The organism is Streptomyces sp. NPDC051218, assembly GCF_044455475.1.
GTDB lineage: Bacteria > Actinomycetota > Actinomycetes > Streptomycetales > Streptomycetaceae > Streptomyces.
Window position 1 is genome coordinate 286,023 of sequence record NZ_JBITEU010000010.1, and the last position, 23,526, is coordinate 309,548.

22 protein-coding genes are annotated in these 23,526 nt (G+C 71.0%); 10 read left to right on the forward strand and 12 right to left on the reverse strand.

The features are described from left to right. The first annotated feature begins 240 nt into the window (after positions 1-240). Together ACIBCK_RS29310 and ACIBCK_RS29315 are read left to right on the forward strand one after the other, a co-directional pair. Entirely contained in the window at positions 241-2,613 is a 2,373-nt protein-coding gene (locus ACIBCK_RS29310; RefSeq protein ID WP_399395036.1) for a DEAD/DEAH box helicase, read from the forward strand. 624 nt (positions 2,614-3,237) lie between these two features. Next, the gene (locus tag ACIBCK_RS29315; RefSeq protein ID WP_399395038.1) at positions 3,238-4,146 is read left to right on the forward strand and encodes an alpha/beta fold hydrolase; all 909 of its coding nucleotides are present in this window, start codon (positions 3,238-3,240) and stop codon (positions 4,144-4,146) included. On the opposite strand, the gene ACIBCK_RS29320 is transcribed toward ACIBCK_RS29315, so the two are convergent. Next, on the reverse strand, positions 4,143-5,084 hold the full coding sequence (locus ACIBCK_RS29320) for an NYN domain-containing protein (RefSeq protein WP_399395040.1): 942 nt from the start codon (positions 5,082-5,084) through the stop codon (positions 4,143-4,145). The two genes, ACIBCK_RS29315 and ACIBCK_RS29320, sit on opposite strands and share 4 nt — an antisense overlap. A gap of 207 nt (positions 5,085-5,291) precedes the next feature. Here ACIBCK_RS29320 and ACIBCK_RS29325 point away from each other — a divergent pair, with 207 nt between their 5' ends. Then, the gene (locus ACIBCK_RS29325; protein WP_167829028.1) at positions 5,292-5,444 is read left to right on the forward strand and encodes a hypothetical protein; all 153 of its coding nucleotides are present in this window, start codon (positions 5,292-5,294) and stop codon (positions 5,442-5,444) included. Positions 5,445-5,566: 122 nt separating this feature from the next. On the opposite strand, the gene ACIBCK_RS29330 is transcribed toward ACIBCK_RS29325, so the two are convergent. The 3 genes from ACIBCK_RS29330 to ACIBCK_RS29340 form a co-directional block, all read right to left on the reverse strand. Beyond that, positions 5,567-6,172, reverse strand: coding sequence for a MarC family protein (locus ACIBCK_RS29330; protein ID WP_399395042.1), 606 nt, complete (start codon positions 6,170-6,172; stop codon positions 5,567-5,569). A 69-nt stretch (positions 6,173-6,241) separates the two neighbouring features. Continuing rightward, complete coding sequence (locus ACIBCK_RS29335) at positions 6,242-7,129, reverse strand: PHP domain-containing protein (RefSeq protein ID WP_399395045.1); 888 nt, start codon at positions 7,127-7,129, stop codon at positions 6,242-6,244. A gap of 225 nt (positions 7,130-7,354) precedes the next feature. Continuing rightward, entirely contained in the window at positions 7,355-7,996 is a 642-nt protein-coding gene (locus ACIBCK_RS29340; protein WP_399395047.1) for a DUF6758 family protein, read from the reverse strand. A gap of 205 nt (positions 7,997-8,201) precedes the next feature. On the opposite strand from ACIBCK_RS29340, the gene ACIBCK_RS29345 reads away from it, so the two are divergent. Next, positions 8,202-9,491 (forward strand): MFS transporter, encoded by a 1,290-nt coding sequence (locus ACIBCK_RS29345; protein WP_399395048.1) that lies wholly within the window; start codon positions 8,202-8,204, stop codon positions 9,489-9,491. Between the two features lie 18 nt (positions 9,492-9,509). Here the strand turns inward: ACIBCK_RS29345 and ACIBCK_RS29350 are convergent, their stop codons facing one another. Beyond that, a complete protein-coding gene (locus tag ACIBCK_RS29350; protein WP_399395051.1) occupies positions 9,510-10,094 on the reverse strand; it encodes a suppressor of fused domain protein in 585 nt (194 codons plus the stop codon). A 471-nt stretch (positions 10,095-10,565) separates the two neighbouring features. Between ACIBCK_RS29350 and ACIBCK_RS29355 the strand changes: the two genes are divergently transcribed. Both ACIBCK_RS29355 and ACIBCK_RS29360 read left to right on the forward strand, forming a co-directional pair. Further along, positions 10,566-11,687 carry a magnesium and cobalt transport protein CorA gene (locus tag ACIBCK_RS29355; protein WP_367044822.1) on the forward strand — a complete coding sequence of 374 codons (1,122 nt, stop codon included), beginning with the start codon at positions 10,566-10,568 and terminating at the stop codon, positions 11,685-11,687. A gap of 34 nt (positions 11,688-11,721) precedes the next feature. Beyond that, positions 11,722-12,249, forward strand: coding sequence for a hypothetical protein (locus tag ACIBCK_RS29360; RefSeq protein WP_399395053.1), 528 nt, complete (start codon positions 11,722-11,724; stop codon positions 12,247-12,249). Positions 12,250-12,293: 44 nt separating this feature from the next. Here the strand turns inward: ACIBCK_RS29360 and ACIBCK_RS29365 are convergent, their stop codons facing one another. Continuing rightward, positions 12,294-13,016, reverse strand: coding sequence for a hypothetical protein (locus ACIBCK_RS29365; RefSeq protein WP_399395334.1), 723 nt, complete (start codon positions 13,014-13,016; stop codon positions 12,294-12,296). A gap of 248 nt (positions 13,017-13,264) precedes the next feature. On the opposite strand from ACIBCK_RS29365, the gene ACIBCK_RS29370 reads away from it, so the two are divergent. From ACIBCK_RS29370 to ACIBCK_RS29380, 3 genes are read left to right on the forward strand one after another with little or no spacing between them, the layout of a single operon-like run. Then, the gene (locus ACIBCK_RS29370; RefSeq protein WP_399395055.1) at positions 13,265-14,542 is read left to right on the forward strand and encodes a magnesium transporter MgtE N-terminal domain-containing protein; all 1,278 of its coding nucleotides are present in this window, start codon (positions 13,265-13,267) and stop codon (positions 14,540-14,542) included. Then, complete coding sequence (locus ACIBCK_RS29375) at positions 14,529-15,098, forward strand: DUF1003 domain-containing protein (protein ID WP_399395056.1); 570 nt, start codon at positions 14,529-14,531, stop codon at positions 15,096-15,098. Before ACIBCK_RS29370 ends, ACIBCK_RS29375 begins: the two co-directional genes overlap by 14 nt. A 44-nt stretch (positions 15,099-15,142) precedes the next feature. After that, entirely contained in the window at positions 15,143-16,276 is a 1,134-nt protein-coding gene (locus ACIBCK_RS29380) for an Mrp/NBP35 family ATP-binding protein (RefSeq protein ID WP_399395058.1), read from the forward strand. Between the two features lie 93 nt (positions 16,277-16,369). Here the strand turns inward: ACIBCK_RS29380 and ACIBCK_RS29385 are convergent, their stop codons facing one another. The 5 genes from ACIBCK_RS29385 to sigE form a co-directional block, all read right to left on the reverse strand. Then, positions 16,370-17,044, reverse strand: coding sequence for a hypothetical protein (locus tag ACIBCK_RS29385; RefSeq protein WP_399395060.1), 675 nt, complete (start codon positions 17,042-17,044; stop codon positions 16,370-16,372). A 186-nt stretch (positions 17,045-17,230) separates the two neighbouring features. Then, the gene (locus ACIBCK_RS29390) at positions 17,231-17,704 is read right to left on the reverse strand and encodes a sec-independent translocase (RefSeq protein ID WP_399395062.1); all 474 of its coding nucleotides are present in this window, start codon (positions 17,702-17,704) and stop codon (positions 17,231-17,233) included. Positions 17,705-17,786: 82 nt separating this feature from the next. Further along, a complete protein-coding gene (locus tag ACIBCK_RS29395) occupies positions 17,787-19,394 on the reverse strand; it encodes a S1C family serine protease (protein ID WP_399395336.1) in 1,608 nt (535 codons plus the stop codon). 924 nt (positions 19,395-20,318) lie between these two features. Then, complete coding sequence (locus ACIBCK_RS29400) at positions 20,319-21,419, reverse strand: zf-HC2 domain-containing protein (protein ID WP_399395064.1); 1,101 nt, start codon at positions 21,417-21,419, stop codon at positions 20,319-20,321. After that, positions 21,416-22,183: an RNA polymerase sigma factor SigE gene (gene sigE / locus ACIBCK_RS29405; protein ID WP_399395066.1), complete on the reverse strand. Its 768-nt coding sequence runs from the start codon at positions 22,181-22,183 to the stop codon at positions 21,416-21,418. Before sigE ends, ACIBCK_RS29400 begins: the two co-directional genes overlap by 4 nt. A gap of 153 nt (positions 22,184-22,336) precedes the next feature. On the opposite strand from sigE, the gene ACIBCK_RS29410 reads away from it, so the two are divergent. Continuing rightward, on the forward strand, positions 22,337-23,035 hold the full coding sequence (locus ACIBCK_RS29410; RefSeq protein ID WP_399395337.1) for an O-methyltransferase: 699 nt from the start codon (positions 22,337-22,339) through the stop codon (positions 23,033-23,035). Between the two features lie 110 nt (positions 23,036-23,145). Here ACIBCK_RS29410 and ACIBCK_RS29415 read toward each other — a convergent pair whose 3' ends face one another. Next, on the reverse strand, positions 23,146-23,313 hold the full coding sequence (locus tag ACIBCK_RS29415; protein WP_003966491.1) for a DUF3117 domain-containing protein: 168 nt from the start codon (positions 23,311-23,313) through the stop codon (positions 23,146-23,148). Positions 23,314-23,526 lie beyond the last annotated feature (213 nt).

The window sequence follows — 23,526 nt, forward strand, 5'->3', positions numbered from 1 at the left end:
GAGGAGGGAACCTCAGCGGTACGAGCGCTCGAGCGCAGGCAGTGGTCCCGCGCCCCCGGCCCCGCCCCCCAAGCAGCCGGCGGTAGTGGCACGGTCACGACCCCCCAGCGTTCGCCTCGGGCCGCGTCTCACAGAAGAGGCAATGCCCTGACTACGACTTTCCGCGATCTCGGAATTCTCTCCGAGACGGCCGAGGCCCTCGAGGCCGTCGGCATCACCAGCCCTTTCCCCATCCAAGAGATGACGCTCCCCGTCGCGCTCTCTGGCAGCGACGTCATCGGCCAGGCCAAGACCGGCACCGGCAAGACGCTCGGCTTCGGACTGCCGCTCCTGGAGCGCGTCACCGTCCCCGCTGACGTCGAGGCCGGCCGGGCCAAGCCCGAGCAGCTGACCGACGCCCCGCAGGCGCTCATCGTCGTCCCCACGCGTGAGCTGTGCCAGCAGGTGACGAACGACCTCCTGACCGCCGGCAAGGCGCGCAATGTGCGCGTCCTCGCCATATACGGCGGCCGGGCCTACGAGCCGCAGGTCGAGGCCCTCAAGAAGGGCATCGACATCGTCGTCGGCACACCCGGTCGTCTGCTCGACCTCGCGGGCCAGAAGAAGCTCAACCTCAAGCACATCAAGTGCCTGGTCCTCGACGAGGCCGACGAGATGCTCGACCTGGGCTTCCTGCCCGACGTCGAGCGGATCATCAACATGCTTCCGGCCAAGCGTCAGACGATGCTGTTCTCGGCGACCATGCCGGGCGCGGTCATCGGCCTGGCCCGTCGCTACATGTCGCAGCCCACGCACATCCGCGCCACCGCGCCGGACGACGAGGGCCAGACCGTCGCGAACACCAAGCAGCACGTGTTCCGCGCGCACAACATGGACAAGCCCGAGATGGTCTCGCGCATCCTGCAGGCCGACGGCCGCGGACTCGCGATGATCTTCTGCCGTACGAAGCGGACCGCCGCCGACATCGCCGAGCAGCTCGAGAAGCGTGGCTTCGCCTCGGGCGCCGTGCACGGTGACCTCGGTCAGGGTGCGCGCGAGCAGGCGCTGCGCGCGTTCCGCAACGGCAAGGTGGACGTGCTCGTCTGCACGGATGTCGCCGCGCGCGGTATCGACGTGGGTGGCGTCACGCACGTCATCAACTACCAGTCCCCCGAGGACGAGAAGACCTACCTGCACCGCATCGGCCGCACCGGCCGCGCGGGCGCCAAGGGCATCGCGATCACGCTGGTCGACTGGGACGACATCCCGCGCTGGCAGCTGATCAACAAGGCGCTGAACCTCGGCCTCAGCGACCCGGTCGAGACGTACTCGAGCTCTCCTCACCTGTACGAGGAGCTGAACATCCCGGTGGGCACGAAGGGTGTCCTGCCGCGCGGCGAGCGGACCCGTGCCGGGCTGCGCGCCGAGGAGGTCGAAGACCTCGGCGAGACGGGCGGCAAGGGTGGCTCGCGCGATCGTGGCGGCCGTGGCCGTGACGGGCGTGATCGTGACGGGCGTGATCGTGACGGGCGTGATCGTGACGGGCGTGATCGTGACGGGCGTGACCGTGACCGTGGGCGTGCTTCCGAGGCCGCCCCGGAGCGCGAGCCGCGTGAGGCGCGTACGCCGCGTCGTCGCCGCCGCACCCGTTCCGGTACGCCGCTGGAGACCCCCGCGGTGGCCGCGGCTGAGGTGGTGGCCGCTCCCGAGGCCGAGCTGACGGAGCCACGCGCGCCGCGTCGCCGCCGCAGGACGCGGAGTGGTTCGGAGGCGGCGGAGGCTGTGGTCGAGACGGTCGAGGCCGTAGAGCCCGCCGAAGCGACTCCCGCCGAGGCCCCGGCCGAGAAGCCCCGCCGCAGGACCCGCAAGGCTGCGGAGCCGGTGGCCGTGGTCGAGGTTCCGGAGCTGCCCGAGGCCGCGGAGACCAAGCCGCGCCGCCGCACGCGCAAGGCCGCGGAGCCCGTGGCCGAGGTGACGGAAGCTGCCGAGGCCGAAGCCCCGGCGGCACAGCCGCGCCGCAGGACCCGCAAGGCCGCGGAAGCCGTAGTGGACACGGTCGAGGCCACCGAGCCCGAGACCCCCGCCGAAAAGCCGCGCCGCCGCACCCGCAAGGCCGCGGAGCCCATGGCCGAGGTGACGGAAGCTGCCGAGGCCGAGACCCCCGCGGCTAAGCCGCGCCGCAGGACCCGCAAGGCCGCGGAAGCCGTAGTGGACACGGTCGAGGCCACCGAGCCCGAGACCCCCGCCGAGAAGCCGCGCCGCCGCACCCGCAAGGCCGCGGAGCCCGTGGCCGAGGTGACGGAAGCTGCCGAGGCCGAAGCCCCCGCGACCAAGCCCCGCCGCAGGACCCGCAAGGCTGCCGAGCCGGTGGCCGAGGTGACGGAGGCTGCCACGGCCGAGGCCGAGGCCCCGGCCGCCAAGCCGCGCCGCCGCACCACCCGCAAGGCTGCGGAAGCCGTGGTGGACACGGTCGAGGCCGAGATCCCCGCTCAGCCGACGGAGGAGACGAAGCCGCGCCGCCGTACGCGTAAGGCTGCGGAGGCTCCGGTTGCCGCCGAGGAGGCCACGGCCACGGTCACCAAGCCGCGCCGCAGGGCGCGCAAGGCGGTTGCTGCGCCGGCCGATGAGAGCTGAGGCGCTCCGCTGAGGCTTGACGCCTGAAGGCCCGGCCCCCCTACGGGGTGCCGGGCCTTTGCCGTCCCCTGCGCGCTCGGCGCCCTGTCCCGGCGCTCCGCGCCGGATCTTTCCCGCCCACCCACCCGATACCCAGCAGCCACACGGCACCCCAACAACGAGAGACCAACAACCGCTTCCCCCAGCAGCTACGGGCCCAACGGGCGGGCTCGGGCCGGCGGGGCCAAAAAGAAGCCAACGACGAAGACCCACCTGGTCACGAAGCAACTCCCGGGCAAACGGGCGGGCGGGCGGGAAAGACCCGTCGCGAAGCGACGGCCCAGATACACAACCCTCAACAGCTACCGGGCAATCGGGCGGGCGGGTGGGGAAAATCCGGCGCGAAGCGGCGGGCAGGCACTCACGACGCACCGGCAGCCAGCCACTCTCCCTTCAGTTCCCAGCGACCGCAGAGCATCGGGTGGGCGGGTGGGGAAAATCCGGCGCGAAGCGGCGGGCCAGGCACCACAACGCGCCGGCAGCCAGCCCCACCCAGCGTAGGAACGCGTACCAGCAGCCAGCCCCTCGCAGAGAAGGCCGCAGGGCCCCACCCGGAAGGCCGGCCCCGCCAGCTAGCCTCAAGGCATGAGCAGGCCCCCGACCTTCACCCCGCCCCCCGGCGTCGACGCGCGGCTCCTCGACACCGCGCGCGGCAGCTTCGCGACCCTCGACGCCCGCCCGGCCGGCGAGGCCAAGGGCACCGTCCTGCTGCTCCCCGGATTCACCGGGAGCAAGGAGGACTTCATCGCCCTGCTGAGGCCCATCGCCGATGCCGGGTACCGAGCGGTCTCCGTAGACGGCCGGGGTCAGTACGAGAGCCAAGGCCCCACGGACGACGAAGCTCCTTACGCCCAGGAGCAGTTGGCCCTCGACACCCTCGCCGTCGCCGACGCGATCAGCGACGGCGACGGAAACGGCCACGGCCACAGCCACAGCCACAGCCACAGCCACAACGCACCCCACCTCCTGGGCCACTCCCTCGGAGGCCTCGTCGCCCGCGCCGCCACCCTCCGCTCCCCCGCCGGCACCTTCGCCTCGCTCACGCTCATGGCCTCGGGCCCCGCCGCCATCACCCCCTCCCAGCAGGCCCGCGCCAAGATGCTGACGGACGCGCTCGGTGTCCTGTCGATGGCCGAGGCCTGGGCGGCGATCCAGGCCATGGATCCGCCGGAGGAGGCCGACCTCGACGGCGAGGCCCTGCGCGAGCGCTGGCTGCGGCACAGCCCCGCCCAGCTCATCGCCACCGGCAAGCAGCTCTGCGTCGAGCCCGACCGGGTCACGGAGCTCGCTGCCACCCCGCTGCCCAAGCACGTCATCTCCGGCGAGCGCGACGACACCTGGCCCATCCCCTGGCTCGACGAGATGGCCGAGCGGCTGCGGGCCCACCGTACGGTCATCGCGGGCGCCGAGCACTCCCCCAACACCGACCGCCCCGCGGAGACCGCCGCCGCCCTCATCACCTTCTGGGACCGGATCAGCGGAGCCGCAGGCTAGTACTGCGTCTGCAGGTGCTCCCAGAAGCCGTCCCGCAGCGCCCGCCTCAGGTCCGACTGCCCCCGCAGCGAGTACGCGAGCAGCTTCTCGGCCTCCACCAGGAGCTCCTGGTCCACGGACCCCGGCAGGTACGGATGCCCCGGCAGCAGGTCCACCAGCGCCGCGCGCCCCCGCGCGGCAAGCCACTTCGCGGCGATCTGCGCGCCCACGAAGCGCACGTCCTCGCGGTTGGGCCGCGGCGTACCCGCCGTCTCATACGTCGCCGCGGCGCTGCGCCGGGACACGTACGGCTTGAAGAAGTCGAGGTCGAACGTGCGCTGGCTGTCGACCTCCCACAGCAGCGGCTCCGCCTGGTTGCGGCCCTCGCTCGCCTCGATGCCCCACAGGTGCACCCGCGCGCCGTACCCCTGCGCCGCCTCGACCGCCGAGACCAGGTCCTCGTCGCCCCCGATCAGGGCCGCGTCGCTGATCGCGCGGTGGCGGGCGAGTGACTCCAGGTCCGACCGGATGAGGGAGTCCACGCCCTTCTGCTGATTGTTCGCGTTGAGGTTGCCCAGGCGGACCTTGACGTCGGGGAGCTCCGCGATCGACTGCTGCTCGATCGTGTGGATGCGGCGCCGCGCACCGTCGTACCAGTAGACGCGCAGCAGACGGCTGTCCGCGAAGATCGTGCGTGCCTTGTCGATGAGGGCCTCGATCAGTCCCTCCGCGTCCAGGTCGAAGGCGCGCCGGTCCTCCGTGCCGACCGCGAGCCGTCCCGCCGCCGCGTAGACATACCCGGCGTCGACGAAGATCGCGTGGGTGGACGGCGTCTTCGCCACCTCGGCCAGCACGCGCTCGAGGAGGCCGTTGGCGCGCTCCAGCTGGGCACTGATCCGGGCACTGTTCTGGGCGCTCTGGGCGCTGCTATGGGCGCTGATCTCGATCTCGTCGTTCATCGGGGCTCATTGTTCCGTTGGTCACGCAGCGAACACAACCGGTCTCGCTACTCGTGAGTAATTAGTCTGTCGAAAAATTTCCTTAGCGTAGGGAATGTTTGCTGGGGGCAACTCGTTGTACCCGTATGGAACGCCGGACACTGCTGTCCCGGCGGCCGCACCCAGTAGTTCTCCTTCAGGAGGATGACCAGACGAAGGGAGAAGCCCTTGCGCTTCGAAATCATGCGACTCGACGACGTCGACGGCGCCGCCGTGGACCGGACCGTCGTAGACGCCGCCTCCGTCAATCGGATCGTGCAGCAGGCCGCAGCGATCGGCCAGCGCATCTATATCCGACCGGCCGAATCCCCGGCCTCGTAACGCACAGGTTGAGCAGACAGAGGTTGAGCAGAGGTTGAGCACAGGCTGAACCGGTTGAAGGGCCCCCGTACATTTTTGGTACGGGGGCCCTTGGCATGCCCGGCGGCCTCGCCCGGCGCGCCTTAGCCGCCGTTGATCACCTGCGTCACGCCGTTGATGATCTGCTGCACGGCGATCGCGGAGAGCATCATGCCCGCGAGCCGCGTCACCAGGACCACGCCGCCGTCCTTGATGACCCGGATGATCAGCAGCGAGTAGCGCATCACCAGCCACAGCACGACGTGCATCGCCACGATCGCCGCCCACACGGAGAGCTGCGTGCCGACACTGTCGGCGTCCTGGACGGCCAGGATGACGGAGACGATCGCGCCGGGTCCCGCGAGCAGCGGCATGCCGAGGGGCACGAGGGCGACGTTGACGTCCTTGGTCTGCTTCGGCTCGTCCGTCTTGCCGGTGAGCAGGTCGAGCGCGATCAGCAGGAGCAGCAGACCGCCCGCGATCATCAACGCGGGGACGGAGACATGCAGGTAGTCGAGGATCTGATGTCCGAGGACCCCGAAGACCGCGATCACGCCGAAGGCGACGCACACGGCCTGGAAGGCCATCTTCCGCTGCACCTTGGCCGGGCGTCCGGAGGTGAGCCCGAGGAAGATCGGGGTGATCCCAGGGGGATCCATGATGACAAAAAGGGTGAGGAAGAGGGAGCCGAAGACGGCGACGTCGAACACAGTGATGGCCTTGCAGAGAGTGGTACGAGAACGCCGCGGGGAGGGGCGGCGCTCAGGGGGAAGTGAGGATCAAGCGGTAGCGGTGGCGGCAGCGCTTCCGCCCGCGCCCGGTACCGGGAACGCCCCGGTCGCGCGGCGCGTGATCTCCCCGTAGATCTCGGGGTCGGTGGTGTACTCCCCGAGCACACAGGTCTTGCGGCTGCCGTGGTAGTCGCTCGATCCCGTGGCCAGCAGACCGAGGTCCGCGGCGAGGCCGTGCAGCCGGGTGCGGGTGGCCGTGTCGTGGTCCATGTGGTCGGCCTCGACACCGTCGAGACCCGCGGCGGCAAGCGCCGCGATCGCGGCCTCGGGCACCACTTGGCCGCGCTTGACGGCCGCCGGGTGCGCGAAGACGGTGACGCCGCCCGCGGCCTTGACCAGGCGGATCGCGTCGAAGGGGTCCAGCTCGTGCTTCCCGGCGTACGCGCGGCCGCCGTCGGCGAGCCAGGCGGGCGTGAAGGCGTCCGAGACGGTGGGCACGACGCCCAGTTCCACCAGGGCCTCGGCGATGTGCGGGCGGCCGACCGAGCCGTCGCCCGCGATGCGCGCGACCTGCTCCCAGGTGACCGGGACGCCGAGCTCCCGGAGCTTGCCGACCATCGTCTTCGCGCGGGGCACCCGGTCGTCGCGCACGAGCTCGCGCTCACGGGCGAGTTCGGGCTCGTCGGGGTCGAAGAGGTAGGCCAGCATGTGCAGGCCCACGCCGTCGAGGCGGCAGGAGAGTTCGGCGCCGGTGACGAGGGTCAGGCTCCGGTCGAGTGTGCCCAGGGCCTCGATCGCCTCGGCGTACCCGCGGGTGGTGTCGTGGTCCGTGAGCGCGACGACGTCGAGGCCGGCGGCGGCAGCGTTGCGCACCAACTGCGCCGGGGTGTCCGTGCCGTCGGAAGCGGTGGAGTGGGTGTGCAGGTCGATGCGCACGACGCGGACTCCAGGCTCTGACGGGGCGGACGAGGGGACGCTCAAGGATAACGGGACCCGAACGCCCCACCGGCCGCCACAAAGGAGACCCCCCTCACTGCACCCCCACCCCACAGCCCGCGACCCCTCGGACACCCGCGAAGCACCCTGCCGCCCGCCGAAGCGTCCCCGGAGCCCGCGAACAGCGCCCTGCGAACAACCCCGCCCCGCAGGGCGGCAGCCCCCTCACGGCATGAGAATCCGCGGCGAAAGCGCCCCGCACGGCAGGAGGTCCACTTCTGCTCCCGCGTCCCGCAGATCGGTGAGCACCAGTTCGTCGTACATCAGGAGCCCCGACTGCTCCGGCCACGCGATCGCCCACAGCCACAGGCCGCGCGCCTCTCCCGCGAAGACCGCGCGGTCGTCCGGCGTGCCCGCCACATGCCACAGCGGGGTCGGCCGGCCCGCCGCGAGGAGCTTGGCCTGCGCCGGCTTGTCGACGTTCAGATACGGGCCGGGGTCCGGGCCGTCGATGCCCGCGTACCGCGCGCCGAGGCCGACGCCGAGCTCCTCGGCCACCAGGACGAGCTCGCCCATGCCGCCGAGCGGCGCGGGACCCGAGCAAGCCACGGCGGTCGCGCGGCCACCACTGCGGTCGTCGCCCGCGCAGGCCACGCCCGTGAACAACCAGCCGACCGGCAGCGGCCACGGCATCCACACCGGCACCTGCGCGCGGTGCACCACGACCTGGAGGGCCTCGACGCTGGGCGGGATCACAGGCTGCAGCGGATGCACCGTCCCGTGCACATCGCACTGCCAGGAGTCGGCAAAGAGACCGGGAGCCCTGACCCGGCCACCACACTTCGGGCAACTGGGTTCGCCCCTCATAGCCACCAACGGTCCTCCCCGGTCGTCGCCCCGTCAAGGACGATCACCCGTCCGGTGGCCCTGTCACCAGGCAAAACTAGATGTAGCTTGCATCTTTTAGCTTGGCTAACTAATATGTGTATACGTCAACGATCTCGACGGAAGTCGCCGACCGGAAATCGCTGAAACGGAAATCGCTGAAACGACAGCCGCTGAAGGAGCAGGCATGAACAGCAGTACAGGAGGAGCCACAGCAGGACGCCCAGCGGGACGCCCGGGAGGCCCCTCTCCAGAGGATCCGTTCGACGAGGGAGCGACGAGTCTTCTGCGCCAGCCGAAGGCCGTCTGGGCCACCGCCGGCGCCTCCGTCGTCGCCTTCATGGGCATCGGACTCGTCGACCCGATCCTCCCCTCCATCGCCAAGGGCCTCGACGCGTCCGCGAGCCAGGTCTCCCTGCTCTTCACCTCGTATTTCCTGATCACCGCCGTGGCGATGCTCGTGACCGGCTTCGTCTCCAGCCGGATCGGCGGCAAGAAGACCCTGCTGCTCGGCCTCGCGCTCGTCGTGGTCTTCGCGGGGCTCGCCGGCACCTCGGGGTCCGTCGGCGAACTCGTCGGGTTCCGCGCCGGATGGGGGCTCGGCAACGCGCTCTTCGTGTCGACCGCCCTCGCGGTCATCGTCGGTGCGGCGGCCGGCGGCAGCGCCGCCGCGATCCTGCTCTACGAGTCGGCGCTCGGTCTCGGCATGGCCTGCGGACCGCTGCTCGGCGCGGTGCTCGGCAACGCGAGCTGGCGCTACCCGTTCTTCGGCACGGCCGCCTTGATGGCCGTCGGGTTCCTGTGCATCACGGCGTTCCTGAAGGAGCAGCCGAAGCCGGCACAGAAGACCTCCCTGCTCGCGCCGATCAAGGCCCTCGGTCACGGCGGACTCGCCTCGGCCGCGGCCTCCGCCTTCTTCTACAACTACACGTTCTTCACGGTCCTGGCCTTCACGCCGTTCGTGCTGAACATGACCCCGTACAAGTCGGGCGCCATCTTCTTCGCCTGGGGTCTGCTGCTCGCCGTCTTCTCGGTGCTCGTGGCCCCGCGGCTGCAGGCGAGGATCGGCTCGCTGAAGGTGCTCGGCGGCTCGCTGGTGCTCCTCGCGGCGGACGTACTGGTGCTCGGGTACGGCAACCACGCCACGGCCGTCGTCTGCACGATCCTGTCCGGCGCCTTCATCGGCGTGAACAACACCGTCTACACGGAGCTCGCGCTCGGCGTGTCGGACGCGCCGCGCCCGGTGGCCAGCGCCGGTTACAACTTCGTCCGGTGGTTCGCGGCGGCCGCCGCCCCGTTCTTCGCGCCGAAGATCGAGGAGTGGAGCAACATCCATATCCCCTTCGTGGTCGCGGCCGTCACGGCGGTGCTCGGCGCGGTCGTGGTCTGGGTCCGCAAGGACTCCCTGACCCACGAGGCCGCGGAGCTCGAACCGAAGCACGCCACGGAGGACAGCGTCACCGTCTTCGCCAACTGAGGCCGCGGGTAAGGGGACTCAGTCCAGGGACACGGACTTGCGCAGCGGATCGCGCAGGTCCGTTCCGCTGTTCAGCCAGCGCTCCTGGAGGGCCTGCGCGCCGTGCACCCGCTTCCACGCGCCCTCGTTCGGCGTCATGGGCAGCAGCGGCAGGAACCGTACGGGCTCCATCGGCTCGTCCAGCTCCAGGTCCTCCACCAGACCGCCGGGCTCCGCGACGAGGACCGACGTGAACTGGGCGCCGGGCCACAGCGGTTCACCCACGTCGAGCGAGGCGCCGGGAGCCACGATCAGGCCCTCGACCTGCGGCGAAGCGGCGAGGACGGCCAACGGCCGCAGCACCTTGTCCGTGTCGGCGACGCCGCCCCGCACCGAGAGGATCAACTCCGCGCGCGGGCCCTTCACCGGGTCGGCCAGGGCGGCGGTGGGGTCGGCCATCGGCTGGACCGACATACCGAGGGTGGCGTATCTGACCACGTCCCCGTCCGTGAAGCGCAGCACCTCCACGCGGTCGGTGCCGAGGAAGGTCACCGCGGCGCGGGCGTCCGGTTCGCCGAGGGCGGTACGGAGCCGGGCTTCGACCAGAGCAAGAACATCAGCCATGCAGGGAGCATAGAACTCGTCAGAGACGGGTAAAGGCGGGGCTTGACTCTTCAGTCGGCTGATAGTGTTGGCCGCTGGTTCCGGGCAGCACGCAGAGCGCGCTCTCAAGCCCGGGCAGATGACTTCGCGCGCTACGCGCTTGGGACCTCCCCTACGGGGGACCGGCCGGAGGAGGTGGGGCTGCCATGGATCGAAGTCGACCGTGCAGTACCACCCGTTCTTCCGTCTGACACCTCACGCAGCTCTGTAGCTGCCACTGTGCGCCCGCACTCACCGTGCTCGCGTACGACGGAAGAGCACTTCGTTTCCACCTGATCTCTCTGAGTTCTCTGATCTGAGTCAGTAGCGAAGCTGCCACCGCGATGGTGCGGTGCTCCCCGCTTTGTGGACGTGCCAAACACCCGCAGCAGGACGTCCCCATTCCGGGTAGTTCCACCCGTCGCCGGCGGCCTCCGTCAAAGGAGCCTGCCCATGTCGATGATCCGTGACCTTCGCGCCGCCGTCCGTCCCTCGCTCCGCAAGGACGGCAGCGCCTACAGCTCGTACGACACCACGCGCGACCCCACAGCGGCCTCCGCCGTCGTCGACTGCGCCGTCTACCGCGACGGCCGCCGCGCGGCCTGCCACGACACGCTCACGCCGCACGAGGCGATGCTCCAGGTGCGTCGCGACGGCGGCTTCGCCTGGATCGGTCTGCACGAGCCGACCGAGGCCGAATTCGCCGGTATCGCGGCCGAGTTCGGGCTGCACCCCCTCGCCGTCGAGGACGCGGTGCACGCCCACCAGCGGCCCAAGCTCGAGCGTTACGACGACACGCTGTTCACCGTCTTCAAGACGATCCACTACGTCGAGCACGCCGAACTCACCGCCACCAGCGAGATCGTGGAGACCGGCGAGGTGATGTGCTTCACCGGGCGGGACTTCTTCATCACCGTGCGGCACGGCGGCCACGGCTCGCTGCGCGCCCTGCGGCGTCGGCTCCAGGAGGAGCCCGAGCTCCTGGCCAAGGGGCCGTCCTCGGTCCTGCACACCATCGCCGACCACGTCGTCGACGGCTATCTCGCGGTCGCCGACGCGATGCAGGACGACATCGACGAGGTGGAGACCGAGGTCTTCTCCGCACCGAGCAAGGGCAAGGGCTCCGCGCGCGGTGTCGACGCCGGGCGGATCTACCAACTCAAGCGGGAGGTCCTGGAGTTCAAGCGGGCCGTCTCTCCGCTGCTTCGGCCCATGCTGTTGCTGAGCGAGCGGCCGATGCGGCTCGTCGACCCGGACATCCAGAAGTACTTCCGTGACGTCGCCGACCACCTGGCCCGCGTCCAGGAGCAGGTCGTCGGCTTCGACGAACTGCTCAACTCGATCCTCCAGGCCAACCTCGCACAGGCCGCGGTCGCGCAGAACGAGGACATGCGCAAGATCACCTCCTGGGCGGCGATCATCGCCGTGCCGACGGCGGTCTGCGGGGTCTACGGCATGAACTTCGATCACATGCCCGAGCTGCACTGGCGGTTCGGCTACCCCATGGTGCTCGGTCTCATCGGCGGCGTCTGCTGGGCCATCCACCGCACCCTGAAGCGCAACGGCTGGCTCTAGCCGCACCCGGCGGGCGGCTCGATAGGCTGCGGCCATGACAGAAACGCTGCTCACCCAGGCCCTCGTCGAGGAGGCCACCAAGAAGTCGGGCCTCATCTGGGTGCGCGGCGAAGGCCCTGCCCGCGCCCTGTGGCACGTATGGCACGAGGGCGCCGCGCATCTCGTCGGGGACGGCCCCGGCGAGCAGCCGCTGCCGGGTCTCGTCGACGGCGGCACCGCCGAAGTGACCGTACGCAGCAAGGACAAGGGTGGGCGCCTCGTCGCCTGGACGGCGGAGGTGACCGAGCTCGCGCCGCGCTCCGAGGCGTGGGAGGCGGCCGTCGCCGAGCTCAAGGGCAAGCGTCTGAACGCGCCCGACGGCGAGCGGATGCCGCAGCGCTGGGCGGACGAGTGCCGGGTCGTCCGGCTCACCCCGCGGGACACGATCACGGACCTGCCCGACGGCTCACTCGTGGCCCCGCCCCTGCCGACCGTGGCGACCACGCGGCAGCCGGTGCCCGACGCGCTGCCCCGGCTGCTGTTCAAGCGCAAGAAGCGGCGGAGTCAGGGCGACAAGCCCTAGTACGTCCCACCAGCCCTCGTACGTCCCACCAGCCCCAGTACGTCCTACGAGTCGGGCAGCTGCTCGCCGTAGTCCACCATCTCGTCCTCGTCCGGCTCGCTGAGGGGGAAGTCCCTGCCCCAGTCGCTGAGCCGGAGCGTGCCCGCGTCGCCCGCGCGCTCCAGGCGCAGCGGATAGGGCTTGCCCTCCAGGGAGACCTCCAGGGTGCCGCCCGCGCCCTTGTCGCCGGTGATCTCGATGCTGGGGTTGCCGTCGATCGTGCCGCGGTCCCCTGCGGCGAGCGCTCCGTGCAGGGTGAGCATGCCCTCCAGCAGGACGTCCTTGTCGGTGAAGCCGCTCAGCTGCTGGTAGGACGCGTCCTCCTCGGGGACCTTCACGTACTTGCCGTCGAGCTTGGCCGCGGCCTGGTCGTCCGCCTTGCCGGGCTTCTCGCCGCCGCTCTTGGCCTCCTCGTGGGTCCAGAAGGCGGAGTCGGCCTTCAGGAAGAGCTGCTTGCCGACGCGCAGCAGCTGGAAGGTCTCACCCTTCGAGGTGACCGAGCCGGTGCCGCCCTCGCCCTTGAGCCGCATGTCGAGCTTGTACGTGTGGCCCTTGCTGACCAGCGTGCCCGACAGCCGCACGGCGGGTGCCGCGTCGGCGGCGGCGCGGGACTTGCTCTGGATCTTCGCGGCGGAGAGTTTGCCGATGCCGTTCGTACCCGCGTCCGGGTCCTCCTCGCTGCTGCACCCGGTCAGACCGGTGACCCCCAGGACGAGACCCGCGCACATCGCGCTCACGAGTGTCTTCTTGTGGATGCGGCGGACCGGGGAAATCGCTGACACAGGGGTCGCTGCCTCTCGTGGGGACGACGGCTACGGCTACGGCAGTACGGCAGCGTACCCGTGCTGACTAGGTGGATCGTCGCCAGTGCGGCCGGACCCTCCGCCGGGGCGTATCCGACCGGGACGGGCTAGCCTGAAGCCCGCATTGATCGACAGATCGGCGAAGAGAGCTACCGGCGAGGGAGGCGCGTGCAATGGCGGCGAGCGCGTCCCGGGTCTTCGTGTCGCATCTGGCCGGTACCGCCGTCTTCGACCCGAACGGCGACCAGGTGGGCCGGGTGCGCGACCTGGTGGCGATGTTGCGGGTGCAGCGCAGACCGCCCCGCCTCCTCGGCCTGGTCGTGGAGCTGTCGACGCGGCGCCGCATCTTCCTGCCGATGACCCGGGTGACCGGCATCGAGTCGGGCCAGGTCATCACGACCGGCGTACTGAACGTGCGGCGCTTCGAGCAGCGGCCCACCGAGCGGCTCGTGCTCGGCGAGATGCTCGACCGGCGGGTGCGGCTCGTCGAGTCGGACGAGGAGGTCACCGTCCTCGACGTGTCGGTGCAGCAGCTGCCGGCCCGCCGCGACTGGGAGATCGACCGGGTCTTCGTACGCAAGGGCAAGGGCGGCACGTTCCGGCGCAAGGGCGAGACGCTCACCGTCGAGTGGTCGGCCGTCGACGGTTTCTCCCTCGAGGAGCACGGCCAGGGCGCCGAGAGTCTGCTCGCCACCTTCGAACAGCTGCGCCCCGCGGACCTCGCCAACGTCCTGCACCACCTGACGCCGAAACGGCGGGCCGAAGTCGCCGCCGCCCTCGACGACGACCGGCTCGCCGACGTGCTCGAAGAGCTCCCCGAGGACGACCAGATCGAGATCCTCGGCAAGCTCAAGGAGGAGCGTGCCGCGGACGTCCTGGAGGCGATGGACCCGGACGACGCGGCCGACCTGCTCGCCGAGCTGCCCGAGGAGGACAAGGAGCGGCTGCTCACGCTGATGCAGCCGGACGACGCGGCCGACGTGCGGCGCCTGATGGCGTACGAGGAGCGCACCGCCGGCGGTCTGATGACGACCGAGCCGATCGTGCTGCGGCCGGACGCGACGGTCGCGGACGCCCTCGCGCGGGTGCGCCAGCAGGACCTGTCCCCCGCTCTCGCCGCGCAGGTCTACGTGTGCCGCCCGCCGGACGAGACGCCGACGGGCAAGTACCTCGGCACGGTGCACTTCCAGCGGCTCCTGCGCGATCCGCCGTACACGCTGGTCAGTTCGATCCTCGACGACGATCTGCAGACGCTCCTGCCGCAGACCGCGCTGCCGCAGGTCGCCGGGTTCTTCGCCACGTACGACATGGTGGCGGCCCCCGTCGTCGACGAGGGCGGCTCGCTGCTCGGTGCGGTCACCGTCGACGACGTGCTCGACCACATGCTGCCGGACGACTGGCGCGAGACCGAGTTCCACCAGGAAGAGGGGGTGCCTCATGCCACCAGCTGACCGGGACACCCGCGTCGAGCCCAGGCCGGCCCCGCGCTTCCGGCTCGACCAGCCGCGGCCGCCGCGCCGCAAGTTCCTGCCGGAGTACGACCCCGAGGCGTTCGGGCGCCTCTCGGAGAGGATCGCGCGGTTCCTGGGCACGGGGCGCTTCATCGTCTGGATGACGGTCACCATCATCGTCTGGGTCGCCTGGAACGTCTGGGCGCCCGAGGCGCTGCGCTTCGACCCGTTCCCCTTCCTGTTCCTCACCCTCGCGCTGTCCCTCCAGGCGTCCTACGCTGCCCCGCTGATCCTGCTCGCGCAGAACCGGCAGGACGACCGGGACCGGGTCAACCTCGAACAGGACCGCAAGCAGAACGAGCGCTCCATCGCGGACACCGAGTATCTGAGCCGCGAGATCGCCTCGCTGCGCATGGGGCTCGGCGAGGTGGCCACCCGCGACTGGATCCGTTCCGAACTCCAGGACCTGGTCAAGGAGCTGGAGGAGCAGCGCAGGAGCCATCGCGTCGTATTCCCGGCCGAGGAGAGCGGCGGGCGTGACGTAGGCGACCGTTGACGGCTCTTTCCGGGGCAGGGTTACCGCGCCGTACTATCGGACGTATGGCTACGGAAGACGCGGTGCGTGAAGCACTGGCGACGGTGAACGACCCCGAGATCCATCGACCCATCACCGAGTTGGGGATGGTCAAATCGGTAGATATCTCCCCTGATGGGGTGGTAGCGGTCACCGTGTACCTCACGGTCTCCGGGTGCCCGATGCGCGAGACCATCACGAAGAACGTGACCGACGCGGTCGCCGCCGTCGAAGGCGTCACGCGCGTCGACGTCACGCTCGACGTGATGAGCGACGAGCAGCGCAAGGAGCTGGCGAGCGCGCTGCGCGGCGGCACCGCCGAGCGCGAGGTCCCCTTCGCCAAGCCCGGCTCGCTGACCCGTGTCTACGCCGTCGCGTCCGGCAAGGGCGGCGTCGGCAAGTCCTCGGTGACGGTGAACCTCGCGGCCGCGATGGCGGCGGACGGCCTGAAGGTCGGCGTCGTGGACGCGGACATCTACGGCCACTCCGTGCCCCGGATGCTGGGCGCCGACGGCAAGCCCACCCAGGTCGAGGACATGATCATGCCGCCGTCGGCGCACGGCGTGAAGGTCATCTCCATCGGCATGTTCACGCCGGGCAACGCCCCGGTCGTGTGGCGCGGCCCCATGCTCCACCGTGCCCTCCAGCAGTTCCTCGCGGACGTCTTCTGGGGCGACCTGGACGTCCTGCTGCTCGACCTGCCGCCGGGCACGGGCGACATCGCGATCTCCGTGGCCCAGCTGGTCCCGAACGCCGAGATCCTCGTCGTGACGACGCCCCAGCAGGCGGCGGCCGAGGTCGCCGAGCGCGCGGGCTCCATCGCCGTACAGACCCACCAGAAGATCGTCGGCGTCGTCGAGAACATGGCGGGGCTGCCCTGCCCGCACTGCGGCGAGATGGTCGACGTCTTCGGCACGGGCGGAGGCCAGCGCGTCGCCGAGGGCCTCACGAAGACCACGGGCGCCAACGTCCCGGTCCTCGGCTCCATCCCGATCGACGTGCGCCTGCGCGAGGGCGGCGACGAGGGCAAGCCGGTCGTCCTGACCGACCCGGACTCCCCGGCGGGCTCGGCGCTGCGCACGATCGCGGGCAAGCTGGGCGGCCGCCAGCGCGGCCTCGCGGGCATGACCCTCGGGATCACCCCGCGCAACAAGTTCTGAGGCCTCCAGGGCTCCTTCCGTACGCCGATGGGGGCGCCGCTCGTCATGAGCGGCGCCCCCATCGGCGTATCTGCGCGGCGTGCGGACTTCCGGCTAGTCGGCCGCGTACGCGTGGATGTCCTTGACCACGGAGAAGCCCAGGCCGTACGCGCTCATGCCGCGCCCGTAGGCCCCCAGGTGCGCGCCCTCCTCGGTGGACCCGGCGAGCACCCAGCCGAACTCGGACTCGCGGTAGTGGAACGAGGTCGGTACCCCGTCCACCGGGAGCGAGAGCGTCGACCAGTCGTCGCCCTGCAGATCGTCCGCGAGGACCCAGGCCGTCTCGGTCTGCTGGTCCAGCCAGTCGTCGCGCAGCGTGTGGTCCATCTGGCTGGGCCAGGTGAAGGACAGCAGCCCCACTCCGGCGAGCCAGGCCGCGGACGACACCGAGGTCGCCTCAAGCAGGCCCGTGCCGTCCGGGCTGCGGCGCACCGGGTTGGCCGCGACGGTCACCACGACCGCGAAGCGCTCCTTGTCGCTGTTCCCGAAGGGTCCGTCACTCCGTACCGACGGCTCATCGCCGTGCCCGATGGAGCCGTGCTCCACCGCGCCGTCCGCGGCGTTGCCGACCTGCATCAGCCAGCGCTGCCCCGTGAAGGCCTCGTCGAGGCCGTACCAGGGGAAGGGCGCCAGCAGATAGCTGTCGACCGTGCGCCGGGCGGAGGGCATCGCCTGTGCGGTGCCGTCCGCGGCCGGCGCCTGTGCGCCTACGCGACTTGTCGTCTCCATGTACCCGGCCGCCTCCTCGTTCTCATCGGTCCGCAGGGCCCGCCCCCCTCGGGCGTCCTCAGCCGGACAACAAGGCAGGATAGCCACACCCGTTCCGGAAGCTGGGACACCGGTCGGCGGACGGGTGTATCGGCGGGGGTGCCAGGAGGCGCGCTCGGGGGCGCGCCGCGGGTGCCTCGGAGGAGGTCAGGTGGCGTCCGCGTCGAACGGCGGGGGGTCGGCGGGCGCGGCCTTCTCGGGCTTCTTGTCCATGTCGAGGCCGCTGTCCTTCTTGGCCATGTCGACGCGGCCACCGCCTGTGCCGGACGCGCTGTCCGAACCCTCCGAGGATTCACTCTCCCGTCCGTGCACGGCGTCCGTGACCTCGGCCATCTCCTTCTTGAGGTCGAAGCCGTTCCGGATTTCCTTCAGGCCGAGCTCGTCGCTGTCGAGCTGCTTGCGGATGAAGGTCTTCGGATTCAGGTCCTCGAACTCGAAGTCCTTGAATTCCGGGCCGAGTTCACTGCGGATATCCGCCTTGGCGCTGTCCGAGAATTCACGGATCTTACGGATGGTGCGCGAGGCGTCCTGAATGAGCTTGGGCAGCTTGTCCGGGCCGAAAACGAGCACGGCGAGGATGATCAGCGCCACTATCTCCAGCGGGCCAATGTCTGTGAACACCTTGAGCTCCTTGCCATCCGGACCGGGTCCACGGTACCCGGCGTTCCTGTCCGTCCGGTAGCCGCTGGGCGACGGACGTGGATCAGCTCCCGTCGGCGGCCCCGAGCACGAGCGTCACTTTCCGGTCCTTTCCCGCGCGCTGGACGGTCAGTTCGAGGCTGTCCTTGGGCCGGTGGGCGCGGATCTTGACGATCAGCTCGTCGCCGGAGTGGATGCGCCGGCCGTCCACTTCGGTGATGACGTCGCCCGGCTTGATCCCGGCGCGGTCGCCGGGGCCGCCCTTGTTCACGGCGGGGCCGCCGTCCTTGCCCTTGTCGCCGACGCGGGCGCCGTCGCCGGTGTACTCCATGTCGAGCGTGACACCGATCACAGGGTGCGTGGCCTTGCCGGTGTTGATCAGCTCTTCGGCGACGCGCTTGCCCTGGTTGATGGGGATGGCGAAGCCGAGCCCTATCGAACCGGCCTGGCCGCCGCCGGGCGCGGAGCTGTCGTCGGCTGAGCGGATGGCGCTGTTGATGCCGATGACGCGGGCGTCGCCGTCCATCAAGGGGCCGCCGGAGTTGCCGGGGTTGATGGGGGCGTCGGTCTGCAGCGCGTCGACATAGCTGACGTCGCTGCCGTCGCCCTTCTCCCCGCCGGCGGTGATGGGGCGTTCCTTGGCGCTGATGATGCCGGAGGTGACGGTGTTGGCGAGGTCGAAGGGGGCTCCGATGGCGACCACGGGGTCGCCGACCTGGACGTTCTCGGAGTTGCCGAGGGGCAGCGGCTTCAGTCCGCGTACGCCGGAGACCTTGACCACGGCGAGGTCGTACCCCGCGTCGCGGCCGATGACCTCCGCCTTGGCGCTCTCGCCGCCGCTGAACGTCACCGTTATCTCGCCGCCGGTCCCCGCGGGCTCGACCACGTGGTTGTTGGTGAGGATGTGTCCCTTGCCGTCCAGCACGAAGCCGGTGCCGGTGCCTTGCGCCTCGTCGCCGCTGACGTGCAGGGTCACGACGCCGGGCAGCGAACTCGCCGCGATCCCGGCGACGCTGTCCTTGGCCCGCGCCTTGTCCTGCGACGTGGCCTGCGGCAGCTCGATGTCGGACACTCCGCCGTTGCGCTCCAGATAGGCCCCGATGGCTCCACCGATGCCACCGGCCACGAGCGTGATGACAGCGATCCCCACCAGAATGACCCGCCGCGCCAGCTTCTTCTGCTTGCCCTCATCCACAGGAACCCCACCGTTCTGCTGGAGGGGCGCATTCCAGGGATCGTAGGGCTGCCGGGCCGGGGCGGGGGCGGCCGGGGTTGCGGGTTGCTGGGGGTGGGGGCTGGCGTGGGCGGGGGCCGGTCCGGGGGTGGTGGCGTGGGGCGGGGTCCCGCTGTGACTTGCTGGCGGGAGCTGGGTGCCGGGGGCCGGGGGTGGCCCGGGGGTGGCGTGGGGCGGGGTCCCGCCGGGATTCGCTGCCGGGAGCTGCGTGCCGGGGGCCGGGGGCGGCCCGGGGGTGCCGTGAGGCGGGGTCCCGCCGGGATTCGCCGGCGGGAGCTGGGTGCCGGGGGCCGGGGGTGGCCCGGGGGTGCCGTGGGCCGGGGGCGGTCCGGGGGTCCCGTGGGGCGGGGTCGCGCCGTGACTCCCCGGCGGAGGCTGGGTGCCGGGGGCCGGGGGCGGCCCGGGGGTGGCGTGGGGCGGGGTCCCGCCGGGATTCACCGGCGGGAGCTGGGTGCCGGGGGCCGGGGCTGGTCCGGGGGTGGCGTGGGGCGGGGTCCCGCCGGGATTCGCTGCCGGGAGTTGCGTGCCGTGGGCCGGGGTGGCCGCCGGGTGCTGTACGGGCGGGGCGGGGGCCCAGGGGCCGGGCTCACCGTAGGGCGGAGTGCTGTACGGATCGGGGTCGTGCAGCGGGCGGGGGCGGTCGGCGGGAGCAGGGCCGGCCTGGGCGGGTACGTCCGTGCCGGGGACGCCAGGCGCAACGGCCACGGCGTCCTGGGCCGGGCCACCGGGAGCAGCGTCGCCGGGGCCTGTGCCGGGGCTGCCAGGGCCTGTGACCGGGGCGGAAGCCGCCTCGACCGGCTGCTGGCCACCCGGAGCGGGGGCGGCGGGAGCCAGGCCCGACTGGGCCGGAACGGCTCGGTCAGGGACGCCGGGCTTGGTGGTCGCGGCAGGGGTCGCGCCGCCAGCAGCGGCGTCAGCCGAGACCGAGCCGGGGCGGCCCGGAGCCGGGCTGCCCGCAGCAGCGCTGCCGGGCGCGGCCGGACCTGTGCCGGGCTGCGTGAGGGCTTCCGAGTCAGGGGTGCCCCGCAGAGGTGCCCCGGCGTCGGAAGCGGGGGACGTCGGTTCAGGCCCCGCCCCCGGCGGAACCGCCGCTGCCAGCGTGAAGTCGCCCGAGGCGTCCTCCGCCCGGCCGGTGGGGGCCATCGCCTCGTCGGGGGCGCCGTGCTCCGGTTCGGAGGCGGACTCCGACCTGGGGCGGCTCCACCATTTCGCCTTCGTGGGCTTGCCCTCGTCCATGCTCTCCCCACACCTGGCTTACGGCGGACGCCGATCACGTGCTCAACTCCGCGCCCGCCACAAGCCTCGGGCAGGCACGGCCCACCGAGGATTCAACCAGGTTCCCGCGCCGAAGCGCAGAGCACCTCAGCGGATCTGTGAAGTGCCCTGCAGTGTGCCTTCGATGGGCGAGGACGCAGAGGTGTGCGCCGGGTCCGCCTCACCGCTCGGACCCGCGCCCTCCATGGAGACCCCGCCCAGCGTCGGCACGGTGCCCGCGGCGGACGGGCCGCCCGACACGACCGGAGGGACCGGCCGGATCAGCGGGGACATGATCGCCGCGCCGGTCAGCATCGGCGCCGCCATCTGCTGCTGGGCGGACACGGACGCGGGCTGCTGGACCCGAGGACCCCGCGCGGGCACGCCGGGCAGCAGGGGCCCGGTCGCCTGCGTCGGCGCGACCGGCGCCGCGAGGACCCCGGGGCGCTGCCCCTGCACGGAAAGCGGTCCGCTGCCACGGCGCCGGACGGAGTCGGGAGCCGCGGCGGCCGTCGAGCCCGGCGAACGCGTCGGCGACGCATTGCTGTTGCCGCCACCCGAGTTGTTGGTGTTGCCCTGGCTGTTGGTGCTGCCGGAGCTGTTGCTGGTGCCCGAGCCCGCCCGCGGGTCACCCGGGTCGGCGGGAATGCCCGTCGTGACACCGCCCAGCGCTATCGCGGCCAGCGACACCGCACCCGCGGCGGCGAAGGCGAACCGCCGCCCGCGCCACAGCGACCGCTCGGCCTCGTGCCGGCCCACGTCGCGGTGGTCGACGTCATGGATACGGAAACCGCGCCCCGAACTCGGCAGCGCCACGGCATGCGTGCCCGCGGGGGCATAGCCGAAGGTCTCGGGCCGCACGCCGAAGACACCGCTCGGCGGCAGCCCTGACTCGCTGTCCGCGGTGGCGAAGCCGCCGCTTCCAGGAGGTCTTGGGCCGGAAGGAGGCTCACTGCCACCGCCGGGCAGACCTTGCAGCCGGGCGAGGAAACTCTCGGAGGGAGGCGGCGGCGCCACCTCGGCGAAGACACTCTTGAGCCGCCGCTGCGAGTCGGCCTCGGTCTTGCACTTCGGACAGGTCGCGAGATGAGCGAGGACTCGCTCACGCGCGTCATGGCCCAACTCACCGTCCACCAGGGCGGCGAGTCGGTCCCCCAGATGCTGCTCGGCCAGATGCCGTTCAACAGGATTCGACCGTGATCCACTCACGCGGTCGCGCCCCCTCCTCCCAGCGCCACGGCTCCTGCGAGCGAGCGGCGCTCGGCGCGGGCTTCGGGCGACCGGTGCTGAAGGGCCTTGCGCAACTGCGAACGGCCACGGTGGATACGGCTGCGGACCGTGCCCAGCTTGACGCCCAGGGTCGCGGCGATCTCCTCGTACGAGAGGCCTTCGATGTCGCACAGGACCACGGCCGCGCGGAACTCCGGAGCGAGGGTGTCCAGCGCCTGCTGCACGTCCGCGTCGAAGTGCGTGTCGTTGAAGGCCTGCTGCGGCGACGGCTCACGGCTGGGAAGGCGCTCGGCCGCGTCGTCCCCGAGGGCGTCGAAACGGATGCGCTGCTTGCGACGCACCATGTCCAGGAACAGGTTCGTCGTGATGCGGTGCAGCCAGCCCTCGAAGGTGCCGGGGGTGTAGGTCGACAGGGACCGGAAGACACGGACGAAGACCTCTTGCGTGAGGTCCTCGGCGTCGTGCTGATTACCGGTCAGGCGATACGCCAGGCGATAGACCCGTCCGCTGTGCGTGCTGACGATCTCCTCCCAGGTGGGCGGAGTCCACGCCTGCGCATCCGCGTCAGCGGCAAAGGTCGCGGTCTGAGCGGAGCTGGCAGCGTGGAATCGGTCAGCGGTCTCGGTCACGGATTTCGGCTCACCCACCAACCTGAGAAAGCGCTTCAGCGCTCCTCCCCGGTTCGCGGACGCAGCCGCACCTCCCCTGTCGGCTCTGGTGGTGTCCAGTGGAGCCCCTACCATAACCACCTCGCCCGTTAGCTCCGGATAAGCGTTTTTACTGGAATTTGGTACGGGCTTCCTGCCAGGTGTCCTGCCTGGTCGAAGGCCCCGCGGCCAGTCTTGATCCATTCGTTACCCCCGGCGTCCGCCTACCCCTACTAAACGCCCGGTCCCATCTGCGGGTTCCCACCCCCAACGGATACAGTCACGGCCAGGCAACCACGGGGACAGGAGAGGGCCATTACCGGCAACCGGCAGACGAGCTGGGCGTTCGCCGACGCCTTTGTCGCCGAGGACGAGGCCACGCGCTGGGCCCGTGACCGGGCCCAGGACGCAGGGCTGCCCTCGGTGTCTCCCGGTACCGGCGCCGCGTTGCGCCTGCTCGCGGCCACGGCGGACGCCAAGGCCGTCGCCGAGATCGGGACGGGCACGGGCGTGTCCGGGCTCCACCTGCTGCACGGAATGCGGCCCGACGGCGTCCTGACCACCGTCGACCCCGAGCCGGAACGTCAGCAGTTCGCGCGGGAGGCCTTCCGCGCCGCCGGATTCGCCGGCAACCGCGCGCGGTTCATCCCCGGCCGCGCACTCGACGTACTGCCGCGCCTCGCGGACGGCGGGTACGACCTCGTGTTCTGCGACGGCGACCGCACGGAGTACCTGGACTACCTCGCTGAATCGTTGCGCCTGCTGCGCACGGGCGGACTCGTCTGCTTCGAGGGCGCCTTCTCCGACGGCCGGACGGTGGACTCCGGTCCGCAGCCCGTCGAGGTGCTGCGCATCCGCGAACTGCTGCGCACCGTGCGCGAGAGCCAGGACCTGATGCCCGCGCTGCTCCCGGTGGGCGACGGCCTGCTCTGCGCCGTCAAACGCTGAGCGCCGCCCGCGCCACGGCTCCTCCCGAACCCGGCCGAACCCCGGACATAGCACTGCCCCGGCTCGTTTGTACGATGCCGGGGCAGTGAAAAAGTGTGGGCGCTTCCGCGTCAGCCGACGACCTTCTTCAGGGCGTCGCCGAGTGCATCGGCCTCGTCCGGAGTCAGTTCGACGACAAGTCGTCCGCCGCCTTCGAGCGGAACGCGCATGACGATGCCCCGCCCCTCCTTGGTCACCTCGAGCGGGCCGTCGCCCGTCCGCGGCTTCATGGCCGCCATGCTCGTTCCCCTTCCTGAAACCAGCTCATCGCAGCCGACAACCCAGGTGTCACCGGCATCGAACATATTGCTTCCAGGCCATTATCCCGCATGGCAGGACCCGATGACCAACATCGGTCTGCATCGCTTGCGCAACGCGCACCCGCAAAACCACTCAATTCGACGATGTGGCTGCGATACTTCGCCGCCTCTTACCCCTCCGCGGCCGGGAAT